General features: G+C 71.4%; 20 protein-coding genes and 1 pseudogene. 7 read left to right on the plus strand and 14 right to left on the minus strand.

All coding sequences use genetic code 11. The features are described 5' to 3' along the window. Positions 1 to 71 precede the first annotated feature (71 nt). The gene (locus ACLBYE_RS02615) at positions 72 to 1196 is read left to right on the plus strand and encodes a mechanosensitive ion channel family protein (protein WP_447692928.1); all 1125 of its coding nucleotides are present in this window, start codon (positions 72 to 74) and stop codon (positions 1194 to 1196) included. Between the two features lie 103 nt (positions 1197 to 1299). Here the strand turns inward: ACLBYE_RS02615 and rlmN are convergent, their stop codons facing one another. Next, a complete protein-coding gene (rlmN, locus tag ACLBYE_RS02620) occupies positions 1300 to 2574 on the minus strand; it encodes a 23S rRNA (adenine(2503)-C(2))-methyltransferase RlmN (RefSeq protein WP_447692929.1) in 1275 nt (424 codons plus the stop codon). 98 nt (positions 2575 to 2672) lie between these two features. Here rlmN and ACLBYE_RS02625 point away from each other — a divergent pair, with 98 nt between their 5' ends. Beyond that, the gene (locus tag ACLBYE_RS02625; protein ID WP_447692930.1) at positions 2673 to 3329 is read left to right on the plus strand and encodes a class I SAM-dependent methyltransferase; all 657 of its coding nucleotides are present in this window, start codon (positions 2673 to 2675) and stop codon (positions 3327 to 3329) included. Between the two features lie 156 nt (positions 3330 to 3485). On the opposite strand, the gene grxD is transcribed toward ACLBYE_RS02625, so the two are convergent. From grxD to recQ, 5 genes are all read right to left on the minus strand, one after another. After that, complete coding sequence (gene grxD / locus ACLBYE_RS02630; protein WP_012318124.1) at positions 3486 to 3824, minus strand: Grx4 family monothiol glutaredoxin; 339 nt, start codon at positions 3822 to 3824, stop codon at positions 3486 to 3488. A 39-nt stretch (positions 3825 to 3863) separates the two neighbouring features. After that, positions 3864 to 4358, minus strand: coding sequence for a DUF29 domain-containing protein (locus tag ACLBYE_RS02635; protein ID WP_447692931.1), 495 nt, complete (start codon positions 4356 to 4358; stop codon positions 3864 to 3866). Between the two features lie 23 nt (positions 4359 to 4381). Beyond that, positions 4382 to 4618 carry a BolA family protein gene (locus ACLBYE_RS02640; protein ID WP_007568343.1) on the minus strand — a complete coding sequence of 79 codons (237 nt, stop codon included), beginning with the start codon at positions 4616 to 4618 and terminating at the stop codon, positions 4382 to 4384. A 26-nt stretch (positions 4619 to 4644) separates the two neighbouring features. Next, on the minus strand, positions 4645 to 6870 hold the full coding sequence (gene purL / locus ACLBYE_RS02645) for a phosphoribosylformylglycinamidine synthase subunit PurL (protein ID WP_447692932.1): 2226 nt from the start codon (positions 6868 to 6870) through the stop codon (positions 4645 to 4647). A gap of 154 nt (positions 6871 to 7024) precedes the next feature. Then, positions 7025 to 8866, minus strand: coding sequence for a DNA helicase RecQ (gene recQ / locus ACLBYE_RS02650; protein WP_447692933.1), 1842 nt, complete (start codon positions 8864 to 8866; stop codon positions 7025 to 7027). Between the two features lie 82 nt (positions 8867 to 8948). Between recQ and ACLBYE_RS02655 the strand changes: the two genes are divergently transcribed. Both ACLBYE_RS02655 and ACLBYE_RS02660 read left to right on the plus strand, forming a co-directional pair. Continuing rightward, positions 8949 to 9185, plus strand: coding sequence for a type II toxin-antitoxin system VapB family antitoxin (locus ACLBYE_RS02655; protein WP_447692934.1), 237 nt, complete (start codon positions 8949 to 8951; stop codon positions 9183 to 9185). Further along, the gene (locus ACLBYE_RS02660; RefSeq protein ID WP_447692935.1) at positions 9185 to 9586 is read left to right on the plus strand and encodes a type II toxin-antitoxin system VapC family toxin; all 402 of its coding nucleotides are present in this window, start codon (positions 9185 to 9187) and stop codon (positions 9584 to 9586) included. Before ACLBYE_RS02655 ends, ACLBYE_RS02660 begins: the two co-directional genes overlap by 1 nt. Before the next feature lie 133 nt (positions 9587 to 9719). On the opposite strand, the gene denD is transcribed toward ACLBYE_RS02660, so the two are convergent. The 5 genes from denD to ACLBYE_RS02685 all read right to left on the minus strand — a co-directional run bounded on the left by denD (position 9720) and on the right by ACLBYE_RS02685 (position 15128). Further along, entirely contained in the window at positions 9720 to 10697 is a 978-nt protein-coding gene (gene denD, locus ACLBYE_RS02665; RefSeq protein WP_447692936.1) for a D-erythronate dehydrogenase, read from the minus strand. Positions 10698 to 10723: 26 nt separating this feature from the next. After that, entirely contained in the window at positions 10724 to 11998 is a 1275-nt protein-coding gene (gene otnK / locus ACLBYE_RS02670; RefSeq protein ID WP_447692937.1) for a 3-oxo-tetronate kinase, read from the minus strand. After that, a complete protein-coding gene (gene otnI, locus ACLBYE_RS02675; protein ID WP_447692938.1) occupies positions 11995 to 12777 on the minus strand; it encodes a 2-oxo-tetronate isomerase in 783 nt (260 codons plus the stop codon). The genes otnK and otnI overlap by 4 nt, the downstream gene beginning before the upstream one ends. A gap of 12 nt (positions 12778 to 12789) precedes the next feature. Next, complete coding sequence (gene ltnD / locus ACLBYE_RS02680; RefSeq protein WP_447692939.1) at positions 12790 to 13698, minus strand: L-threonate dehydrogenase; 909 nt, start codon at positions 13696 to 13698, stop codon at positions 12790 to 12792. A 107-nt stretch (positions 13699 to 13805) separates the two neighbouring features. After that, positions 13806 to 15128, minus strand: coding sequence for an MFS transporter (locus ACLBYE_RS02685; protein WP_447692940.1), 1323 nt, complete (start codon positions 15126 to 15128; stop codon positions 13806 to 13808). A gap of 387 nt (positions 15129 to 15515) precedes the next feature. Between ACLBYE_RS02685 and ACLBYE_RS02690 the strand changes: the two genes are divergently transcribed. Together ACLBYE_RS02690 and otnC are read left to right on the plus strand one after the other, a co-directional pair. After that, positions 15516 to 16523, plus strand: coding sequence for a LacI family DNA-binding transcriptional regulator (locus ACLBYE_RS02690; RefSeq protein ID WP_447692941.1), 1008 nt, complete (start codon positions 15516 to 15518; stop codon positions 16521 to 16523). Next, on the plus strand, positions 16520 to 17200 hold the full coding sequence (otnC, locus tag ACLBYE_RS02695) for a 3-oxo-tetronate 4-phosphate decarboxylase (RefSeq protein WP_091927287.1): 681 nt from the start codon (positions 16520 to 16522) through the stop codon (positions 17198 to 17200). The genes ACLBYE_RS02690 and otnC overlap by 4 nt, the downstream gene beginning before the upstream one ends. A 179-nt stretch (positions 17201 to 17379) precedes the next feature. Here the strand turns inward: otnC and glyS are convergent, their stop codons facing one another. From glyS to ACLBYE_RS02710, 3 genes are all read right to left on the minus strand, one after another. Beyond that, positions 17380 to 19479 (minus strand): glycine--tRNA ligase subunit beta, encoded by a 2100-nt coding sequence (glyS, locus tag ACLBYE_RS02700; RefSeq protein ID WP_447692942.1) that lies wholly within the window; start codon positions 19477 to 19479, stop codon positions 17380 to 17382. A 52-nt stretch (positions 19480 to 19531) separates the two neighbouring features. Then, positions 19532 to 19975 (minus strand): DUF3828 domain-containing protein, encoded by a 444-nt coding sequence (locus tag ACLBYE_RS02705; protein ID WP_042671538.1) that lies wholly within the window; start codon positions 19973 to 19975, stop codon positions 19532 to 19534. 253 nt (positions 19976 to 20228) lie between these two features. Continuing rightward, a complete protein-coding gene (locus ACLBYE_RS02710; RefSeq protein ID WP_447692943.1) occupies positions 20229 to 21137 on the minus strand; it encodes a glycine--tRNA ligase subunit alpha in 909 nt (302 codons plus the stop codon). A 176-nt stretch (positions 21138 to 21313) separates the two neighbouring features. Between ACLBYE_RS02710 and ACLBYE_RS02715 the strand changes: the two are divergent. After that, positions 21314 to 21757, plus strand: a pseudogene (locus ACLBYE_RS02715) (N-acetyltransferase family protein); the annotation flags it as partial. Positions 21758 to 21795: the final 38 nt, after the last annotated feature.

Genomic DNA, 21795 nt, shown 5'->3' on the forward strand with positions numbered 1-21795 from the left:
GCGCCGCGGAACCCCCGCCAGCGCCCACCCATTGCCACAGGTCCTGTTCGGAACCCGTGGAGCGATGCCCGATGCCGGACCTCGACGCGCTCGCCGGCTCCGCAGCCCGCGCGCTGGCCTACCTGCCGTGGTGGGCCGAGAGCCTGATCCTCATCGTCGCCTGCTGCGCCGTGGTGATGCCCCTGCACGGGGTGGTCTACCGGGCAATGAAGCGGGCGGTCGCGGGCAAGAGCCTGTTCTGGCGCTCGCTGGTGTCGCGCACCCGCGGGCCGAGCCGCCTCGGTCTGATCGTGGTGGCGATCAGCCTCGCCTCGACCACCGTGCACCTGTCCTGGGAGGTGCGGATCGCCCTCAACCAGATCCTGCTGGTGGCCTTCGTGACGCTGACCGGCTGGTGCTGCGCCACCGCGCTCCACATCGCCACGGTGATCTACCTGCGCCGGTTCAAGCTCGACGCCGAGGACAACCTCCTGGCGCGCAAGCACTTCACGCAGATGCGCATCCTGGAGCGGGCCGGCGTGACGCTGGTGGCGCTCGTCACCCTGTCGGTGGCGCTGATGACCTTCGAGCCGGTGCGCCAGTACGGAGTCAGCCTGCTCGCCTCGGCGGGCGCGGCGGGCCTCGTCCTCGGGCTGGCCATGCAGCCGGTCCTGTCGAACCTCGTGGCCGGCATCCAGATCGCCATCACGCAGCCGATCCGGATCGAGGACGCGATCATCGTCGAGAACGAGTGGGGCTGGGTCGAGGAGATCACCGCGACCTACGTGGTGGTCCGCCTCTGGGACTGGCGCCGGCTGGTCCTGCCGCTGACCTTTTTCATCCAGAAGCCGTTCCAGAACTGGACCCGCGACGGCGCCTCGCTGATCGGCAGCGTGTTCGTCTACGTCGACCACCGGGCGCCGGTCGCGGCGATGCGCGAGAAGCTCGCCGAGATCGCCAGGGCCACGCCCCTGTGGGACGGCAAGGTGGTCAACCTTCAGGTCTCGGATGCGAAGGAAGCGACGATCGAGATCCGGATGCTGGTGAGCGCCCGCAACGCGCCCCAGGCCTGGGACCTGCGCTGCGTCGTCCGCGAGGCGATGATCACGTGGCTCCAGGCCGAGCACCCGGAGGCCCTGCCGCGGCACCGGACGGAGTGGGTCGGCGCCGAGGAGCCGGCCCTGCGCCGGGCGGAGGCGCGGCGGTTCGCGGCGTGAACCGCGCCGTCATCGCGAGCGCAGCGAAGCGACCCAGGGCTGCGCGCCATCGGTGAGCGTGGCGCTACTCTGGATTGCTTCGCTGCGCTCGCAAAGACGGGGGTCAGTCGTCGGCGCCCGCGTAGAAGCTCTCCACGCCGATGCCCTCCTCCTGCATCAGCCGGGCGCGGGCGCGCAGCTTCTCGGTCTCGCTCTTGAGCTGGCCGCAGGCAGCCAGGATGTCCCGGCCCCGGGGCGTGCGCACCGGCGAGGCGTAGCCGGCGTTGAACACGATCTCGGAGAAGCGCTCGATCCGGTCCCAGTCCGAGCATTCGTAGCGGCTGCCCGGCCAGGGGTTGAACGGGATCAGGTTGATCTTGGCCGGGATGCCCTTGAGCAGGCGGACCAGCTCGCGCGCGTCCGCGTCCGAATCGTTGACGTCCTTCAGCATCACGTACTCGAAGGTGATCCGGCGGGCGTTGCTCAGACCCGGATAGGCCCGGCAGGCCGCGAGCAGCTCGGCGATTGGGTATTTCCGGTTGAGCGGCACCAGCTCGTTGCGCAGGTCGTCGCGCACGGCGTGGAGCGAGATCGCCAGCATGGCGTTGGCCTGCTCGCCGAGCCGCGGGATCTGCGGCACGACCCCCGAGGTCGAGACAGTGATCCGGCGGCGGGACAGCCCGAGGCCCTCCTGGTCCGACATCACCCCGACCGCGTCGACCACGGCGTCGAGGTTGTAGAGGGGCTCGCCCATGCCCATGAACACGATGTTGGTCACGAGCCGGCCGACCTCGCCGGAGCCGCCGGCGTCGCGGCTCGGCATCTGGCCGGGCCAGTCGCCGAGCTCGTCCCGAGCGGTGACGAGCTGCTGCACGATCTCGGCCGCCGACAGGTTGCGCACGAGGCGCTGCGTGCCGGTGTGGCAGAACGAGCAGGTCAGCGTGCAGCCGACCTGGGAGGACACGCAGAGCGTGCCCCGGTCCGGGCCGGGAATGTAGACGCACTCGATCTCGGCGCCGCGATTGTGCTCCTGCCGGTTGGTCGGCGCCATGCGCAGCAGCCACTTGCGGGTGCCGTCGCGCGAGACCTGCCGGCTCGCCACCTCCGGCCGCTCCAGCGTGAAGTGCTCGGCGAGCTGCGCCTTCAGCGCCTTGCCGACATTGGTCATCTCGGCGAAGTCGGACGCCCCGCGGAAATTGACCCAGTGCCAGACCTGGCCGGCGCGCATCCGGCTCTCGCGCTCGGGCACGCCCATGCCGATGAGCTGCGCCTTGAGGGCGTCGCGGGTCAGGCCGACCAGCGAGGGGCGGCGGCCGGGCAGCGCCTCGGGGAGGAGATCCGGCGCCTTCTCGATCGCGGCATCGGCCGCGCGGGCGCTGTCGAGCGACGGCGTCGCCATGGCGTTCAAACGATCCATACGTTGGAAAGGGTCTGATATAGGCGATCGCGGCGGCGAAGGCGAATGCGCGCTGCCCACAGGGGGCCTGACGGAGAGCCATGGCGACCGACACCCGAGCCGGGCAGGCGATCTACAATCCGCGGACGCTGCGGATCTACGACCTCGTCGTGCTGCGCCTGTCGAACCCGCTGATCTGGCGCTGTCCCACAGCGCGGATCCTCGATCTCTACGACCGGCACGCGGGCCTCGCACATCTCGACGTCGGGGTCGGGACCGGCTGGTACCTCGACCGATGCCGGTTCCCGGCGCCCGCGCCGCGGGTCGGACTGATGGACCTCAACGCCGACAGCCTCACCTTCGCGGCCGACCGGATCGCGCGCTACCGGCCCGAGACCTACCGGATCGACGTGCTCGGCGCGCCGGCCAGCGGCATCGCGCCGTTCGACTCGATCGGGATGACCTACCTGCTGCACTGCCTGCCGGGCGACATCGCCGCGAAGGCGAGGGCCTTCGACACGGTGCGACCGTGCCTGGCCGATGACGGCGTGGTGTTCGGCGCCACGATCCTCGCGGGCGGCGTCCCGACCACGGGGGCGGCGCGGGCGCTGATGCGGGTCTACAACCGCGAGGGGGTGTTCTCGAACGCCGGCGACACCCTGCCGGAGCTGCGCGCGGCGCTGGACCGGCGGTTCCGGTCGGTCGAGATCACGGTCGTCGGCTGCGTGGCGCTGTTCGTCGCGCGGGAGCCGCGCTGATCTATTCGCCGTCTTTGCGAGCGGAGCGAAGCAATCCAGCGGCGCCACGCCCGCCGAGCTCGCGCTGCCCTGGGTTGCTTCGCTGCGCTCGCAAAGACGGGCACGAAAAAGGGCGCCCGCGGGCGCCCTCATCCAATGTGCCGAGTCTCGAAAGAGTCAGGCGGCGGCGGTCTTCACCGGCACGCCCTTCTCGGACAGGAAGGTCTGCAGCTCGCCCGACTGGAACATCTCGCGGGTGATGTCGCAGCCGCCGACGAACTCGCCCTTCACGTAGATCTGCGGGATGGTCGGCCAGTTCGAGAAGGCCTTGATGCCCTCGCGGATCTCCTGGTCGGCCAGGACGTTCACGCCCTTGAACGGCACGCCGAGGTAGTTGAGGATCTGCACCACCTGCCCCGAGAAGCCGCATTGCGGCATCTGCGGCGTGCCCTTCATGAACACCACCACGTCCTGGGAGGCGATCTCGTTCTGGATGGTCGTGTTGACGTCGGTCATCGCTCTGTCCTTGTTCGTCGGTCGTATGTGAGGTCTGCGTCAGCGGCGCGCAACCGATGTAGCGATCGTACGAAGTGCGCGCTCTATGTCGAAAGTCTCGGTCAGCATATCCTCAGGACGGATCGGGCAGGCCTCCGGCAGCCCCGGGAGCAGCGCGTTCCCATAGGCGCCGAGACCAGCCTCGGCCGCCGTGACGGCAGATTTCCAGATCCTGTTCCAGTTCAGCCTTTGCCGCATCGACGCTTCGTAGGTGTTCCGGGCGGTGATCTGGAAGGTCGCGATCTCCTCCCGCCAGTGCAGGCTGGCCGGTGCGAGCGGGGCGGATGCGCGCTTGAGGAGGTGGGCGAGCGTCTGGATCAGCAGACCTTCGACTGCCCGCAGATGCGAACGCCCAACGCTCTCGATCTCCTCGGCAACGTTCTCCCAATCGACAGCGTTCGACAGCTCAGGTCGTTCGGCCAGCGCGCGCAGGGCCGCCGCCTGCTCCTCGGCCCAGGTCACGATGTCGTCGTCGTAGAGACTCGGTCGATCCATCGGGAGCGCTCCCGCGAGAAGGCTCAATCCTGCGGGACGCCCGTGGTCAGCGCAAGGGCGTGGAGCACGCCGCCCATCCGGCCCTGGAGGGCGCCGTAGACCATCTGGTGCTGCGCCACGCGGGTCTTACCCTTGAAGGCCGCCGACAGGACGGTGGCGGCGTAGTGGTCGCCGTCGCCCGCGAGGTCGCGGATCTCAACCTGCGCGTCCGGCAGGGCCTCGCGGATCATGCGCTCGATCTCGCCCGCATCCATCGGCATCGGGAAACTCCTCGTCAGAACGGGGCTCAAGCGGCCGGCGCCGCCGGCTGGCTCGCCATGTAGTCGGGCAGCCAGCCCTCGTGCGCCGCGGACAGGTCGGCGAGCGATATGGTCTCGCCGCCCGGCAGGGTCAAACGGTCGGAGCCCGCGACGCCGACCGAGGCCGCGGCCACGCCCTGGGCCGCGGCGGCCGCGAGGAGGTCGGTCGCCGCCTCCGGCCGCACCGCCAGCAGGTAGCGGCCCTGGTCCTCGCCGAACAGGTAGGCGTGGGGCGGCAGATCCACCGGCACGTCGGAGAGCGCCGCGCCGATCCGGCCCGCCATCGCCATCTCGGCGAGCGCGACGGCGAGGCCGCCATCCGCGAGGTCATGGACCGTGTCGACGGTGCCGGCCTGGATCAGGGCGCGGACAAAGTCGCCGTTGCGGCGCTCCAGCGCGAGGTCGACGGGCGGCGGCGCGCCCTCCTCGCGGCCCTCGATCACCGACAGGTAGGCCGACTGGCCGAGCCAGCCCTCGCTCGCCCCGATGAGCACCAGCACGTCGCCCTCGCGCTTGAGGGCGATCGTCGCGTGGCGCGCCACGTCGTCGAGCACGCCGACGCCGCCGATGGTCGGGGTCGGCAGGATGCCGACGCCGTTGGTCTCGTTGTAGAGCGAGACGTTGCCCGACACGACCGGGAAGTCGAGCGCCCGGCAGGCCTCGCCGATGCCCTGGAGGCAGCCGACGAGCTGGCCCATCACCTCAGGCTTCTCTGGGTTGCCGAAGTTCAGGTTGTCGGTGATGGCGAGCGGCTTGGCGCCGACCGCCGTGATGTTGCGCCACGCCTCGGCCACGGCCTGCCGGCCGCCCTCGACCGGGTCGGCCTCGCAGTAGCGCGGGGTCACGTCGCAGGTGAGCGCCAGCCCCTTCGGCCCGTCCTCGACCCGCACGATCGCGGCGTCGCCGCCGGGCTTCTGGACGGTGTTCCCTAAGATGAAGTGGTCGTACTGCTCGAACACCCAGCGCTTGGACGACAGGTCGGGGGAGCCGACGAGGCGCTTCAGCGCGTCGGTGAGCGAGGCCGGCGCCGGGACCTCGGCGGCCGCGATCACCGGCTGGTGGGTGTTGGTGAGGTGCGGCCGGTCGTAGAGCGGGGCCTCGTCGCCCAGTTCCTTGATCGGCAGGTCGGCCACGGTCTCGCCGTGCCACTTGATGACGAAGCGCAGGGTGTCGGTGGTCCGGCCGATCACCGCGAAGTCGAGGCCCCACTTCACGAAGATGGCTTCGGCCTCGGCCTCCATGCCGGGCTTGAGCACCATGAGCATGCGCTCCTGGCTCTCCGAGAGCATCATCTCGTAGGGCGTCATGCCCTCCTCGCGGGCCGGCACCTTGTCGATGTCGAGCTCGACGCCGAGGTCGCCCTTGGCGCCCATCTCCACCGCCGAGCAGGTGAGGCCGGCCGCGCCCATGTCCTGGATGGCGATGACCGCGCCGGAGGCCATCAGCTCCAGGCAGGCCTCCAGCAGCAGCTTCTCGGCGAAGGGGTCGCCGACCTGCACGGTCGGGCGCTTCGACTCGGATTCCTCGTCGAACTCGGCCGACGCCATGGTGGCGCCGTGGATGCCGTCGCGGCCGGTCTTGGAGCCGAGATAGACGATCGGGTTCCCGACGCCGGCGGCGGCCGCGTAGAAGATGCCGTCGGTGCGGGCGAGGCCCACCGCCATGGCGTTGACCAGGATGTTGCCGTCGTAGCGCTTGTGGAAGCCGGTCAGGCCGCCGACCGTCGGCACGCCGAAGGAGTTGCCGTAGCCGCCGACGCCCGCGACCACGCCCGAGACGAGGCTGCGGGTGCGCGGGTGGTCGGGGGAGCCGAAGCGCAGGGCGTTGAGCGCCGCGATCGGCCGCGCGCCCATGGTGAAGACGTCGCGCAGGATGCCGCCGACCCCGGTCGCCGCGCCCTGGTAGGGCTCGATGTAGCTCGGGTGGTTGTGGCTCTCCATCTTGAAGACGCAGGCGTGGCCGTCGCCGATGTCGATGACGCCCGCGTTCTCGCCCGGCCCCTGGATCACCCACGGCGCCGAGGTCGGCAGCCCGCGCAGGTGCTTGCGGGAGGACTTGTAGGAACAGTGCTCGTTCCACATCGCCGAGACGATGCCGAGCTCGGTCAGCGTCGGGTCGCGCCCGATCAGGCCGCGGAAGCGCTCGTACTCGTCCGGCGTCAGGCCGTGCTGGGCCACGAGCTCGGGGGTGATCGGAACGTCGTTGCGGAACATGGGCGGTCTCGACGAGGGCGGTCCGGGAGCCCCGGCAGGGCCCTCGACCCGATGCGCGACCCGAACCGGGCCGCGCGCGGCGACGGTGACGGATTAGTGCGTTCCGCCACCGCGTTGCAATACGCCGGCCCTGCTGGCCGTGTATGGGTGCCGGTCACGCCGCGGGCGGATGGGCCAGAAAATCGGCGATCGCGGCCACGAACCTGTCGCCGTAGGCCTCGCGCTTGCGCTCGCCGACGCCGTGCACGGTGCGCAGCGCCCAGAGATCGACGGGTTTCTGGCGGGCCATCTCGATCAGGGTCCGGTCCGGGAAGACCATGAAGGCCGCGATGCCCTCGGCCCGGGCCAGCGTGGCGCGCAGGCCGCGCAGGTGCTGGAACAGCGCCTCGTCGGCCTCCGAGAGGGCGATCTCGCCGTCCTCGCGGGCGGCGGCCCGGCGGCGCTCGCGGGATTCGGCCTTCGGCTCAGGATCCGGGCGGAGCTGGACCGGCTCCCGGCCGAACAGGATCGCCTCGCCCTTCTCGGTCATGGACAAGCCGCCGTAGCCGTCGGCGTTCTCAGCGATCGCCCCGGCGGCGAAGAGCTGGCGCAGGATCGCCCGCCACGCCGCCACCGGCTTGTCGGCCCCGACCCCGAAGGTCTTGAGGCTCGCGTGGCCGTTGCGGCGGATCTGGTCGCTCTCCTTCCCGTGGACCACGTCGCAGATATAGGCCGCGCCGAAGCGCTGGCCCGTGCGCACGATCGCCGACAGGATCTTCTGGGCCGGGACGGTCCCGTCCACGAGGGTGACGCCGCCGCGGCACAGGTCGCAGCGGCCGCAAGCGCCGCTCGACTCGCCGAAATAGGCGAGCAGCGACTGGCGGCGGCAGGTCGCGCCCTCGCACAGGGTGATCATCGCCTCGAGCTTGCGCCGCTCGACCCGGCGGCGGTCGTCCGAGATCTCCTTCTCGTCGATCTGGCGGCGGCGGAGCGCCATGTCGTCGAGGCCGTACAGGGTCAGCGTGTCGGCGGGCAGCCCGTCGCGGCCGGCGCGGCCGATCTCCTGGTAGTAGCCCTCGACGTTGTTGGGCATGTCGGCGTGGCAGACGAAGCGCACGTCCGGCTTGTTGATGCCCATGCCGAAGGCGACGGTGGCGGTCATCACCACCCCGTCCTCCTGCAGGAACCGGTCTTGGTTCGCCATCCGCGTCGCTTGGTCGAGGCCGGCATGGTAGGGCAGGGCGTCGAACCCGTCCTTCCGGAGAGTCTCGGCCAGCTGCTCGGTGCGCTTGCGCGACGAGCAGTAGATGATCCCGCTCTCCGATCGCCGGTGCTTCAGGAACCGCTCGATCTGCCGGGCCGGGTTGTCCTTCGGCTGGAAGGTCAGCCGGATGTTCGGCCGGTCGAAGGAATGGACGAAGATCCTCGGCGGCCGGTCCTGCGGGAACAGCCGCTCGGCGATCTCGGCGCGGGTCGCGGCGTCGGCGGTGGCGGTGAGCGCCAGGGTCTGGACGTTGCCCAGCGCCGTCCGGGCGCGGGCGATCTCCCGGTACTCGGGCCGGAAATCGTGCCCCCACTGCGAGACGCAATGGGCCTCGTCGACGGCGAGCCGCCGGACGCCGGCGCCGCGCAGGGCGTCCATGCAGCCGTCCATCAGGAGGCGCTCGGGGGAGACGAACAGCAGCCGCAGGTCACCGGAGCGCAGGCTGCGCCAAGTCTCGCGGGATTCGGATTCCGTGACCGTCGAGTTCAGGGTCGCTGCGCGGATGCCGACGCTGCGCATCTGCTGGACCTGATCGTGCATCAGCGCGATCAGCGGCGAGACCACCACGGTGAGCCCCGGATCGACCAGCGCCGGGAGCTGGTAGGTCATCGACTTGCCCGAGCCCGTGGGCATCACGGCGAACACGTCGGTCCCGTCGAGCACCGCGCTGATCACCTCGTCCTGGCCGGGGCGGAAATCCTCGTAGCCGAACGTCTTCTTCAGCGCGGCGCGGGCCTCGTCGAGGCGGGTCATCGGGATCCTTGGTCGGGGTCTGGCCGCCCTTGCGGCAGGGGTGTGTAGACACTAGCCTCCCCGTGTCTACACGGGGGCCGCCATGCCGCTCAACATCCGCAGCGAAGAGGTGAATCGGCTCGCCGAGAAGCTGGCATCGCGGGCCGGCGTGAGCAAGACCGAGGCGGTGCGACTCGCGCTCGCGAACGAGCTGGCGCGCCGGGAGTCGTGCCTGCCCCTTGCAGAACGGCTGAAGCCCCTCCTCGACAGGATGGATGCCGTGCCGCGCACGGGCCTTGAGGCCGACAAGACATTCTACGACAGCCTGAACGACGAGTGATGTTCGTCGACGCCTCGGCTCTCGTAGCGATCCTGACCGCGGAGCCGGAGCGCCCCGTTCTGCTGGACTGCCTCGACGGCGCGGTGACACCCCTCACCTCGGGCCTCGCCATCTTCGAGGCGGCGATCGCGGTGGCTCGCAAGAAGGCGATGTCCGTCGCGGATGCCGAAGCGGAAGTCGCGGAGCTCATCCGCGTCGCCGGTCTGCGCATCGTTCCCATCGCCGAGGCCGTGAGCGCCCAGGCCGTCACGGCCCACGCCCGCTACGGCAAGGGCCGCCACCCGGCGCGCCTGAACCTCGGCGACTGCTTCGCCTATGCCTGCGCGCGGGTGCACGGCGTGCCGCTGCTCTACGTCGGCGACGATTTCTCGCAGACCGACATCCGCTCGGCCCTCGGCTGACCGCCCCGTCCGCATCAGATGTCGGCACCCTCGTCTTTGCGAGCGAAGCGAAGCAATCCAGTGGCGCCCGGTCCACAACGGTCGCGCCGCCCGGGGTCACGTCGCTGCGCTCGCGACGACGGCGAACGGGGCCTCAGCCGCCGTGGAACTCGGCCACGTGCTGGGCGACGATCGCGTCGAAGGACGCGTCCGCCCGGAAGCCCAGGGCCAGAGCGGCCTCCGGCTCGAACGCCTCCGGCCAGCTGCCGACGATCCGCGCGATGGTGGCGTCGGGTTCGCGCCGGATCAGCGCCACGGCCTTGTCGCCCGCCGCGCGCCGCAGGGCCTCGATCTCCTCCGCCACCGTCGCCGAGACGCCCGGCATGGTCAGGCTGATCCGCGGGCCGATCGCCGCGAGGTCGAGCCCGGCCGCGTGGGTGAGGAAGCCCACCGCCGCCGCCGGGCTGGCGAACCAGTGCCGGACCGTGTCGGGCACCGGCAGGATCGCCTCCTGGCCGGCCAGCGGCTCACGGATGATCCCCGAGAAGAAGCCCGAGGCCGCCTTGTTGGGCTTGCCCGGCCGCACGCAGATCGTCGGCAACCGCAGGCCGATCCCGTCGAGGAAGCCGCGGCGCGCGTAGTCGGCGAGCATCAGCTCGCCCATGGCCTTCTGGACCCCGTACGACGATGCCGGGCGCAGGATGTGGTCGTCCGGGATGACCTTGGGGAAGGGCGGTCCGAACACCGCGAGCGAGGAGGTGAAGACCAGCTTCGGCCGGTAGCCGTCCGCCGCGCTGGCCGCCCGGATCGCGTCGAGGAGCAGGCGCGTGCCGTCGAGGTTGACCCGGTAGCCCAGCTCGAGATTGGCCTCGGCCTCGCCGGAGACCACGGCGGCGAGGTGGAAGATCACCCCCGGCCGCTCGGCGATGGCAGCCTCGGCGGCGCCCGGCGCCGTGAGGTCGGCGGCCTCGGCCCGCACCGGGCCGGAGAAGCCCTCGGGCGCCGCGGGCGGCACTACGTCGAGGAGCGTGAGGGCGGTGAGCGGCTGCCCACCGACCCGGCCATCCCTCACCAGAGCGTCCACGAGGCGGCGGCCGATCATGCCGGCGGCGCCGAGAATCAGGGCGTGCATGGAAAACCTCCCGTCGGGTTGTGGCGTCAGGCCATCATGTCGAGGGCGCGGCCGAAGAAGTCGGCGCCGCCGAAATTGCCGGATTTGAGGGCGAGCAGCATCGGCTCGGGCCGGCCCGCCGTGCGCAGCACCGGCACGCCCGCCGCGATCTCCGGCCCGAGCAGGAAGGCGGTCAGCCCCAGCCGGTCGACCACCGCGCCGGAGGTCTCGCCGCCGGCGACCACGAGCCGGCGCACCCCGCGGGCGACGAGGCCCTCGGCGATCGCAGCCAGCGCCGCCTCGATGGCGTGGCCGGCCGCGTCGACTCCGTGGGCGGCCTGGAGCGCGCGCACCGCCTCGGGCGGGGCCGAGGTGGCGATCAGCACCGGGCCGGAGGCCAGGCGCTCCTCCGCGAAGGCCAGGGCCTCGGCGACCACGTCATCGCCCGCGAGCAGCCGCGCCGGGTCGAGGCGCAGCACCGGCATGATCGCCTCCGCGGCGGCGACCTGCTGGAGGGTCGCCTGCGAGCAGCTGCCGGCGAGGCAGGCCGAGGCGCCGCCCACCGGCTCGCCCACGGCCGCGCCGGCGGCGTCCTTGGTTCCCCGCCCGTCGGCCGCGAGCGCCCGGGCGAGGCCGAGGCCGAGGCCGGACGCACCCACCGAGAACTTGCGGCCGACGATCGCCCGGCCGAGCACTTCGAGGTCGCTGTCGAAGATCGCGTCCGCGATGGCGGCGCCCTTGCCCTCCTGCGCGAGGGCGTCGAGGCGGGCGGCCACGGCCTCCGCGCCCTTCGCCACCGTGGCGGTGTCGATCAGGCCGACGGGACTGCCGCTCTGGCGCCCGAGCACGCGCACGAGGTTGGCGTCGCGCATCGGGTTCAGCGGGTGGTCCTTGAGCGGGCTCTCGTTCAGCGGCACCGAGCCGACGAACAGGTTGCCCTGGTAGACGCTCCGCCCGGTCTCGGGGAAGGCCGGGGTGACGAGGGCGACGGTCTCGCCGGCCTCGGCCCGCAGGGCGTCCATGACCGGGCCGATATTGCCCGCATCGGTGGAGTCGAAGGTCGAGCAGACCTTGAACATCACGTGGGCCGCGCCCCGGGCCCGCAACCAGGCCTCCGCCTCGCGGGAGCGCGCCACGGCCTGGTCGGCGGGAATCGAGCGGCTCTTGAGGGCCACTACCACCGCGTCGGCCTCCGGCAGCGACCGGCCGTCCTCAGGCACGCCGATGGTCTGGATCGTGCGCAGGCCCGCCTTGGTCAGCGTGTTGGCGAGGTCCGAGGCGCCCGTGTAGTCGTCGGCGACGCATCCCAGCGCGAGTCTCATCGGGCGCTCTCCTTGTAGGCGGCGAGCCAGCCGAGGCCCGCGACGGTGTCGGCGGCCGGAATGTACTCGCAGCCGACGAAGCCGCGGTAGCCGAGCCGGTCCAGCTCGTCGAACAGGAAGAAGTCGGCCATCTCGCCGGTCCCGGGCTCGTGTCGCTCGGGCACGCTCGCGGTCTGGACGTGGCCGATGAGCGGCATCAGGGCGCGCAGCCGCACGGTCACGTCGCCGTGCAGGATCTGGCAATGGTAGAGGTCGAACTGGAGTTTCAGGTTCGGCAGGGCGAGCTCGCGGATCAGGTCGGCCGCGCGGCCGAAATCGTTGAGGAAATAGCCCGGCATATTGCGGCCGTTGATCGGCTCCAGGACGAGGTCGAGGCCGGCCGGCGCCAGCCGCTCCGCCGTCCAGGTCACGGCCCGGCGGTATGATTCGATCGCCCTGGAATCGTCCCAGGGGGCGAGGCCAGCCATGAGGTGGAGCCGGCCGACGCCGGTCGCCTCGGCGTAGCGGAGCGCCGTGTCGACCCCCGCCTTCAGCTCGTCGAACCGCTCGGGAAAGGCCGCGATCCCGCGCTCGCCCTGGGCGAAGTCGCCCGGCGGCAGGTTGAACAGAGCCTGGGTCAGGCCGTTCGCCCGGAGCCGCGCGCCGATGTCGTCCGGCGCATGCTCGTAGGGGAACAGGAACTCGACGGCGTCGAACCCGGCCCGGGCCGCGGCCTCGAACCGGTCGAGGAACGGCACCTCGTTGAACATGAGGCTCAGGTTGGCGGCGAAGCGCGGCATGGTTCTGTCCCCTCAAGCTTTCTCGGGCAGCTTCGCCCCCGAGACCCGGGCGTAGAGCCGCGCCACCGAGGCGTCGTCGTCCCGGCCCATGCCGGCGCCCGATGCCATCAGGAACATCTGCAGGGCCGCCGCCGCCACGGGCACCGGGTACTTCTCGGCGCGGGCCATGTCCTGCACGATGCCGAGATCCTTGACGAAGATGTCGACCGCGCTCTTCGGGCTGTAGTCGGCGTCGAGGATGTGCGGCACCCGGTTCTCGAACATCCAGGAATTGCCGGCCGACTTGGTGATCACCTCGTAGACGCGCCGGAGGTCGAGCCCCTGCTTGGCCGCGAAGGCCATCGCCTCCGAGGCGGCGGCGATGTGGACGCCCGCGAGCAGCTGGTTGATCATCTTGAAGGCCGCGCCCTGGCCGGCCGCGTCGCCGAGCTCGTAGAGCGTGCCCGCCATGGCATCGAGGGCGGGCCGCGCCTTCGCGAAGGCCGCCGCCGAGCCCGAGGCCAGGAAGGTGAGGCCGCCTTCGGCCGCGCGGGCGGCGCCGCCGCTCATCGGGGCGTCGAGGTAGTGGCGGCCGGTGGCCTCCAGCCGCGCCGCCAGCGCCCGGGCGACGGCCGGGTCCATGGTGGCGGAGGAGACGAACACCGCGCCCTCCGGCATCGCGGCGGCGGCGCCGTCCTCGCCGAACAGGACCGCCTCGGTCTGGGCGGCATTGACCACCACGCTCACCACCACGTCGGCGTCCCGCGCCGCCTCGGCGGGGTTCGCGGCGGCCCGGCCGCCGGCGGTCGCGAAGCGCGCCACCGCGTCCGGGTTCACGTCGCAGGCGGAGACCGCGAAGCCCGCCCGCAGGAGCGAGCCGGCCATCCCGGAGCCCATGGAGCCCAGGCCGATCACCGCGGCGCGGGGTGTTGCGTTGGTCATCGGGGACGGCTCCTGAAGCTAGGAAAGGGCGCCTCGGCGTCGCCGCTCGAAGCGCCGGTCTCCCTCTCCCGTGCGGGAGAGGGGCCAGGTCGCGCCTGGATCAGAGGTCAGCGGTTGACCATCCGGGCGGGTGTGACGAACACGCAGACCGAGCCGACCACCAGCATGGCGGCGAGCGCGTAGAGGCCCGTAGCGGTGCTGCCGGTGGCGTCGCGCAGCGCGCCGATCACGTAGGGGCTGACGAAGCCCGCGAGGTTCCCCACCGAGTTGATCAGCGCGATGCCGGCCGCCGCGCCCGCGCCGCTGAGGAACGCCGTGGGCAGCGACCAGAACAGGGGCGAGCAGGTCAGCACGCCGGCCGCCGCCACCGACAGCGCCGCGATGGCGATCGTCGTCGAGCCGGCGTTGGCCGAGACCACGAAGGCGACCGCGCCGATCAGCGCCGGGATGATCAGGTGCCAGCGGCGCTCGCGCATCCGGTCGGCGGAGCGGCCCAGCAGGACCATCACGATCGCCGCGCAGACGAACGGGATCGCGCTGATCAGGCCGATGTTGAAGTTGCCCTGCACGCCCGACGCCTTGACGATCGTCGGCATCCAGAAGGTCAGGCCGTACTGGCCGGTGACGAAGGCGAAGTAGATCAGGCTCATGAACCACACGCGGCCATTGCGGAACACGGTGGCGATCGAGTGCGGGCTCGATTCCTTGCCCTGGTTGTCGGCGGCAATGTCGCGTTCGAGGAGCTGCTTCTCGGACTCCGTCAGCCACTTGGCCTCGGCGGGCCGGTTGTCGAGGTAGAAGAACACCGCGAGGCCGATCAGCACGGCCGGGATCGCCTCGATCAGGAACATCCACTGCCAGCCGGACAGGCCGTGGGCGCCGTTGAACGCGTCCATGATCCAACCCGAGAGCGGGTTGCCGAAGATGCCGGAGATCGGGATCGCGGCCATGAACACGGCGATCACCCGGGCGCGGCGGTGGGCCGGGAACCACGAGGTCGTGTAGAGGATCACCCCCGGGTAGAACCCGGCCTCGGCCAGCCCGAGCAGGAAGCGCATCCCGTAGAAGCTCCACTCGGAGTTCACGAACAGGAACGCGCCGGAGATCACCCCCCAAGTGATCATGATCCGGGCGATCCACACCCGGGCGCCGACCCGGTGCAGGATCACGTTCGACGGGACCTCGAACAGGAAGTAGCCGAGGAAGAAGATGCCGGCGCCCAGGCCGTAGACCGTCTCGGAGAACTTCAGTTCCTGAGACATCTGGAGCTTGGCGAAGCCGACATTCACCCGGTCGAGATACGCCACCACGTAGCAGAGCATCAGGAACGGCACGAGGCGCCAGAACACCTTGGCGTAGGTGCGGTCGGCGAAGGACTTCTCGTCCGCGGGTGCGGTGGCGCCCCCCAGCGGGGCGGCTTGAACCGGCATGGCGTACTCCCTGGTCCGGGCCGCACGGCCGCCGGACGTTGGTCTTCACCGCTCGTCGGGCGGCGCTGGGGCGGTGCCATATCGCCTTTTGGCAGCGCTGCCAATCCGGTTGTGCGAGATAATGCAGGCGGCTATGTCGGTGAGGCGCGATGACGATGACGGGCGCGACGGGTCCCCTCTCCCGTGCGGGAGAGGGTCGGGGTGAGGGATCAGACGCTTCAGGACGGTGCACGTCATCGACGCGCATGCTGACCCAGCATCTTCCGGAGCGGTCGTACCCCTCACCCTGGCCCTCTCCCGCACGGGAGAGGGGACCCGCGCCTACCCGGATCCGTCCGGCTCAATGGCGACGTCATCGCAAGAAAACCGCGCCGGGAGAGCGGGGCCATGGACGACATCCAGCCGCCGGGGCGGCTCGTCACCCTCACCGACGTCGCCCGTGAGGCCGGGGTCGGCGAGAGCACGGTCTCGCGGGTCCTGCGCAACCACGGCTCCTACTCCAAACGCGCCGGCGAACGGGTGGCGGAGGCGGTGGCCCGTCTCGGCTACGTTCCGAATCGCCTCGCCGGCAGCCTCGCCGGCCAGGGGGCGAGCGCGCGGCTCGTGGGGGTCGTCATCCCGTCGCTCGCCAACGTGGTCTTCCCCGACCTGCTGCGCGGCCTCACCGCCGCCCTCGACGCCGATGGCATCCCCTGCGTGATCGGCGTCAGCGACTACGACCCGGACCGGGAGGAGGCGCTGGCCGCCGCGCTGCTGTCCTGGCGACCGGCGGCGCTGCTGCTCACCGGGCTGGAGCACAATCCCGGCACCGTCGCCCTGGCGAGGGCCGGGGGCGTGCGCGTGGTCGAGATGATCGACACGGACGGGGAGGGGATCGACGCCGTGGTCGGCTTCTCCAACCGCGCCGTCGGGGCGGCGAGCGCCCGCCACCTCGTGGCGCGCGGCTACCGGCGGATCGCCTATCTCGGGCACGATCTCGCGGTCGACCTGCGGGCGGGCAAGCGGCTCGCCGGGTTCGAGGCCGCGCTCGGGCAGGCGGGCTTGGCGCTCCACGGCAAGGAGATCCGGACGGGACCGTCCTCGCCGGCCTCGGGCCGGGCCGGGCTGGAGGCGCTGCTGGCGCGCGTGCCCGATCTCGACGCGGTCTACTTCTCCAACGACGACATGGCGCTCGGCGGCTACTTCGCCTGCCTGTCGACGGGGCTGGCGGTGCCGGGACGGATCGCGCTGTTCGGCTTCAACGGGCTCGACTTCGCGGCGGCGATGCCGCAGCCCCTGTCGACGGTGCGCACGCCGCGCCTGGAGATCGGTCGGCAGGCCGCCGCCTGCCTGACCGGCGCAGGCCCGAGGAAAATCGATCTCGGATTCGAGCTGATCGAGGGAGCGACCGCATGAGCGACGAGAGCCGGCTGCGCGAGGAGATCTGCCGCTACGGTCGCTCGCTGTTCGAGCGCGGCTTGACGCCGGGCTCGTCCGGCAACATCTCGCTGCGCCTGCCCGACGGCGGCTGGCTGGTCACGCCGACCAACGCGTCGCTCGGGTTCCTCGACCCGGCGCGGATCTCGCGGCTGGACGATGCGGGGCGGCTGGTCTCCGGCGACAAGCCCACCAAGGAGATCCCGCTGCACAGCGCGCTCTACGAGAGCCGGAACGAGGCGAAGGCCATCGTCCACCTGCACTCGACCCACGCGGTGGCGGTGTCGATGCTGCCGGAGGTCGACCCCAGGCAGGTGCTGCCGCCGCTGACGCCCTACTACCTGATGCGGACCGGCGGCACGGCGCTCGTGCCCTACTATCGCCCTGGCGACCCGGCCGTGGCGGACGCGATCCGGGGCCTCGCGGGAAAGTACAGCTCGGTGCTGCTCGCGAATCACGGCCCAGTGGTGGCCGGCGACAGCCTGGAGGGCGCGGTCTTCGCCACCGAGGAGCTGGAAGAGACCGCCAAGCTCTACCTGCTGCTGCGCAACCTCAACCCGCGGCAGCTGAGCCCCGGGCAGGTGGCCGATCTGGTGAGCCATTTCGGCCTGACCCTGCCGGAGCCGGACGACCATGCCGGGCACGATCACGGGTGAGGGCGGTGGGTCCGCTCTCCCATCAGACCACCTCATCCTGAGGTGCGAGCGCAGCGAGCCTCGAAGGAGCCCTCCAGACGCCGCCGCGATCCCTGAGCCCTCCTTCGAGGCCTCCGCGACGCTCCGGCACCTCAGGATGAGGGGGAGGATGGTAGGACGGGGCTGCAGTGGTCTCCGCCTCACCCCTCGATCTTGGCAAACTCCGCCACTTCCCGCGTCGCGGCGCGCAGCGCGTTGAGCAGAGCCAAGCGGTTCTCGCGGAGCTTCGGATCGGGGGCGTTGACGGTCACGTCCTGGAAGAACGCGTCGACCGGCGCGCGCAGCGTCGAGAGCGCCTGCATGGCGCCGGCGAAATCCTCGCGGGCGACGGACGCCGAGGCGGTCTCCCGCGCCTTCGCCAGGGCCTCGGCCAGGGCGCGCTCGGCCGGCTCACCCGCGGCAGCGAGAGCGGCGTCCGGCGCGGAATCGTAGGCGCGGCCGTCCTTCTTCTCCTCGATCCGCAGGATGTTGGCCGCACGCTTGTAGCCCGCGAGCAGGTTCTTGCCGTCCTCGGTGTCGAGGAACTGGCCGAGCGCCTCGACGCGGCGCACGACCATCAGCAGGTCGTCCTGGCCGGGGAGGGCGAAGACGGCGTCGATCAGGTCGTGGCGGGCGCCCTGGTCGCGGAGATAGACCTTCAGGCGGTCGGCGAGGAAGCCGAGTAGATCCCGCGCGTCGGCACCGGCCCGACCGGCGAGGCCGCGATCCGCAGCGCCGACCTGCTCCAGCAGCCGCAGGCGCAGGCCGCGGTCGAGGATCAGCCGGATCACGCCCAGCGCCGCTCGGCGCAGGGCGAACGGGTCCTTGCTGCCCGTGGGCTTCTCGTCGATCGCCCAGAAGCCCGCGAGCGTGTCGAGCTTGTCGGCGAGCGCCACCGCGATCGAGACCGGATCGCTCGGCACCCGGTCGGAGGGGCCGAGCGGCTTGTAGTGCTCCTCGATGGCCGCGCAGACGCTGTCGTGCTCGCCCTGGAGCGCCGCGTATTTGCGGCCCATCAACCCCTGAAGCTCGGGGAACTCGCCGACCATCTCGGTGACGAGGTCGGCCTTGGCGAGGCGCGCGGCGCGCTCGGCGAGCGCCGGGTCGGCCCCCACCAGCGGCGCGAGGTCCTTCGCCAGGGCCGCGATTCGGGCGATGCGCTCGCCCTGCGTCCCGAGCTTCTCGTGGAAGACGATGGCGTCGAGCTTGGGCAGCCGGTCCTCCAGGCGGGTCGCCTTGTCGGTCTCCCAGAAGAACTTCGCGTCCGAGAGGCGCGCCCGCACCACCCGCTCGTTGCCGGCGGTGATCGCTTGGCCACCGTCAGTGGCGACGAGGTTCGAGACCAGGATGAAGGCCGGCGCCAGGTCCTCCGAGCCGCCCTTGCGCAGAACGAAGCACTTCTGGTTCGCCCGGATGGTCGCGCGGATCGCCTCGGCGGGGATGTCGAGGAACGACGCGTCGAACGAGCCCATCAGCACGACCGGCCATTCCACGAGGCCCGACACCTCCTCCAGCAGGCCCTCGTCCTCCACGAGGTCGAGGCCGCGGGCGAAGGCGAGGTCGCGGGCGTCGTGCAGGATCACGTCCTTGCGCCGGTCGGCGTCGAGGATGACCTTCGCGCGCTCCAGCGCCTGGATGTAGTCGTCGAACCGGCGCACCTCGATCGCCTCGGCGGCGAGGAAGCGGTGGCCGTAGGTCACGGTGCCGGCCGCAATCCCGGCGACCGAGACGGGGACCACCTCCGGCGTCTCGGTCTCGGGCCCGAAGGTCGCGACGATCGACTGCAGGGGGCGCACCCAGCGCAGCGAGCCCGGCTCGGCCGAGGCCGCGCCCCAGCGCATGGATTTCGGCCAGGGGAAGCTCTTGACGATCTCGGGCAGGAGCTCGGCTAGGACGTCCAGTGTCTCGCGGCCGGGCCGCTCGATCACCGCGAGGTAGAACTCGCCCTTCTTCGGGTCGGTGACGGTCGTGGCCTGATCGAGGCTCGTCAGACCCGCGCCCTTCAGGAAGCCCTGGACGGCCGCCTCGGGCGCGCCGACCCGCGGGCCGCGGCGCTCCTCGCGCACGGCCTCGCCCCGGGCGGGCAGACCGGCGATGTGGAGCGCCAGCCGGCGCGGGGTCGAGAACGCCCGGGCGCCCTCGTACAGGAAGCCGCGCGCCACGAGGGCGTCGGTGACGAGCTTCTTCAGATCCTCCGCCGCGCGCCGCTGCATGCGGGCGGGGATCTCTTCCGAGCGGAGTTCGAGCAGGAGGTCGGGCATGGGGCGGCCATATCGCCGCGCCGCACCCCTGTCGAGGGTCGGCGCGCGGGGCTCAGCGCGACTCGCCCTTGAGGATGGTCGAGAGCTGCCACTTCCGGTCGCCGATCGCGTGGGCGTCGGAGACCTTCCAGCCGCCGTCCTCGCGCACGAGGTCGTACACGATGACGTTGGCGCCGTTGCCGCCCTTGCGCTCGACCGTGACCTTCGCCTGGTCCTTGCCCTCGGTGGCCTCCTTGAAGGTCAGGTTCTTCACCGTGTCGGGCTTCAGGGGCTCGCCGTTCAGGCGGTAGTCGAAATCGAGGTTGCCGGTGGCGCCGTTGGCCTGCTTCGCGTCGGCGTCGAACAGGCCCTGCAGGCGCTTCGAGTACACGGAGGAGTGATTCGGGTGCGGCTCGGCGTAGAGCTTCTTGACCGTGGCCTCAGGCCCGGGATCGGCCGCCAGCGCGGGGGCGAGGCCGAATCCGAGGAGGCTGAGGGCGAGGATCGTCTTCTTCATTGGGCATGTCCCGCGTCTGCGGACGCGCCGAGGCGCGCCGGTTGGCGGGGGTTGCAACGCGCGAGGGCTCAAGGGGCTCCGCGATGGGGCTCCCCTCCGTCATCGCGAGCGCAGCGAAGCGACCCAGGGGTCGGGACGTCTGGCAGCGAGGCGCGACCCTGGATTGCTTCGCTGCGCTCGCAAGGACGGCGGCGCATCCGGGCACGCCGGACTGGGTCGTCCGCAGCCGTCTGGCCGAGCGCCAGCGCCGACCTCACGCCCCGCCGGCGGCGGTCCTCAGCCACGCCGCGCCGCAGGCCTTGGCCAGTTCGCGCACGCGGAGGATGTAGCTCTGGCGCTCCGTCACCGAGATCACGCCGCGCGCGTCGAGCAGGTTGAACACGTGGCTCGCCTTGATGCACTGGTCGTAGGCCGGCTGCGCCATGCGGTGGCGCGCGCCCTCCGCGTCCGGCGCGCCGGCCGCGAGGTAGGATCGGCAGGCGGCCTCCGCGTCGGTGAACTGGCGGAACAGCATCGCGGTGTCAGCCGCCTCGAAGTTGTGGCGGGAGTACTCCTGCTCGGCCTGCAGGAACACGTCCCCGTAGGTGATCCGGTCGGCGCCCTCGGCGCCGTTGAAGTCCAGGTCGTAGACGTTCTCGACGCCCTGGACGTACATGGCGAGCCGCTCCAGCCCGTAGGTCAGCTCGCCCGCCACCGGCGCGCACTCGAAGCCCGCCACCTGCTGGAAATAGGTGAACTGGCTGACCTCCATCCCGTCGCACCAGCACTCCCAGCCGAGGCCCCAGGCGCCCAGGGTCGGGCTCTCCCAGTCGTCCTCGACGAAGCGGATGTCGTGGAGCTTGAGGTCGACGCCGATGGCGGCGAGCGAGGCGAGGTAGAGCTCCTGCAAGTTCGGCGGGTTCGGCTTCAGGATCACCTGGAACTGGTAATAGTGCTGGAGCCGGTTGGGGTTCTCGCCGTAGCGGCCGTCCTTGGGCCGGCGCGAGGGCTGGACGTAGGCCGCCTTCCAGGGCTTCGGACCGAGCGCCCGCAGGGTCGTGGCCGGATGGAACGTGCCGGCACCGACCTCCATGTCGTAGGGCTGGAGGATCACGCAGCCCTGCGCCGCCCAGAATTCCTGAAGCGTCAGGATCAGACCCTGGAAGGATTTTTTCTCGGACATCGGTCTCGGCGGCTCGGGATCGCGCGGCGGCTGGGGCCGCCGGCGGGCCGGTTTAGGTGCGGGCGGCGAGGGGTGCAAGGCGGAGGGTGTCCACCGCAGGGACGCGGCGCGGGCAGCCCGGGTTGCCTACGCGGTCCCGATGATGGTCCGCTGGCTGCGCACCCACGGAGCGAATCATGGATCCTGACCTCGCGATCCGCCCGATCGGCCCCGGCGACCGGGACGCCTGGCTGCCGCTCTGGCGGGGCTACCAGTCCTTCTACAAGGTCGACCTGTCGGACGCCGTCACGGACACGACCTGGCAGCGCCTCAACGATCCGGCCGAGCCGGTGGACGGCGCCCTGGCGTGGCGCGGCGCCGAGGCGGTCGGCCTCGTCCACCACATCCGCCACCGCTCGGCCTGGACGGTCGGCGACTACTGCTACCTCCAGGACCTGTTCGTGGCGGACGGCACGCGCGGGCTCGGGATCGGCCGTCGGCTGATCGAGCACGTCTACGCGGCCGCGCAGGCCGCCGGCTGCTCGCGCGTCCACTGGCTGACGCACGAGACCAACGCGGACGCGATGCAGCTCTACGACCGGATCGCCGAGAAGTCGGGCTTCGTGCAGTACCGCAGGATCTTCTCAGCGCCGGCGCCCCACGTGCGCCGGGACACGCA

This window comes from Methylobacterium sp. A52T, assembly GCF_053346095.1.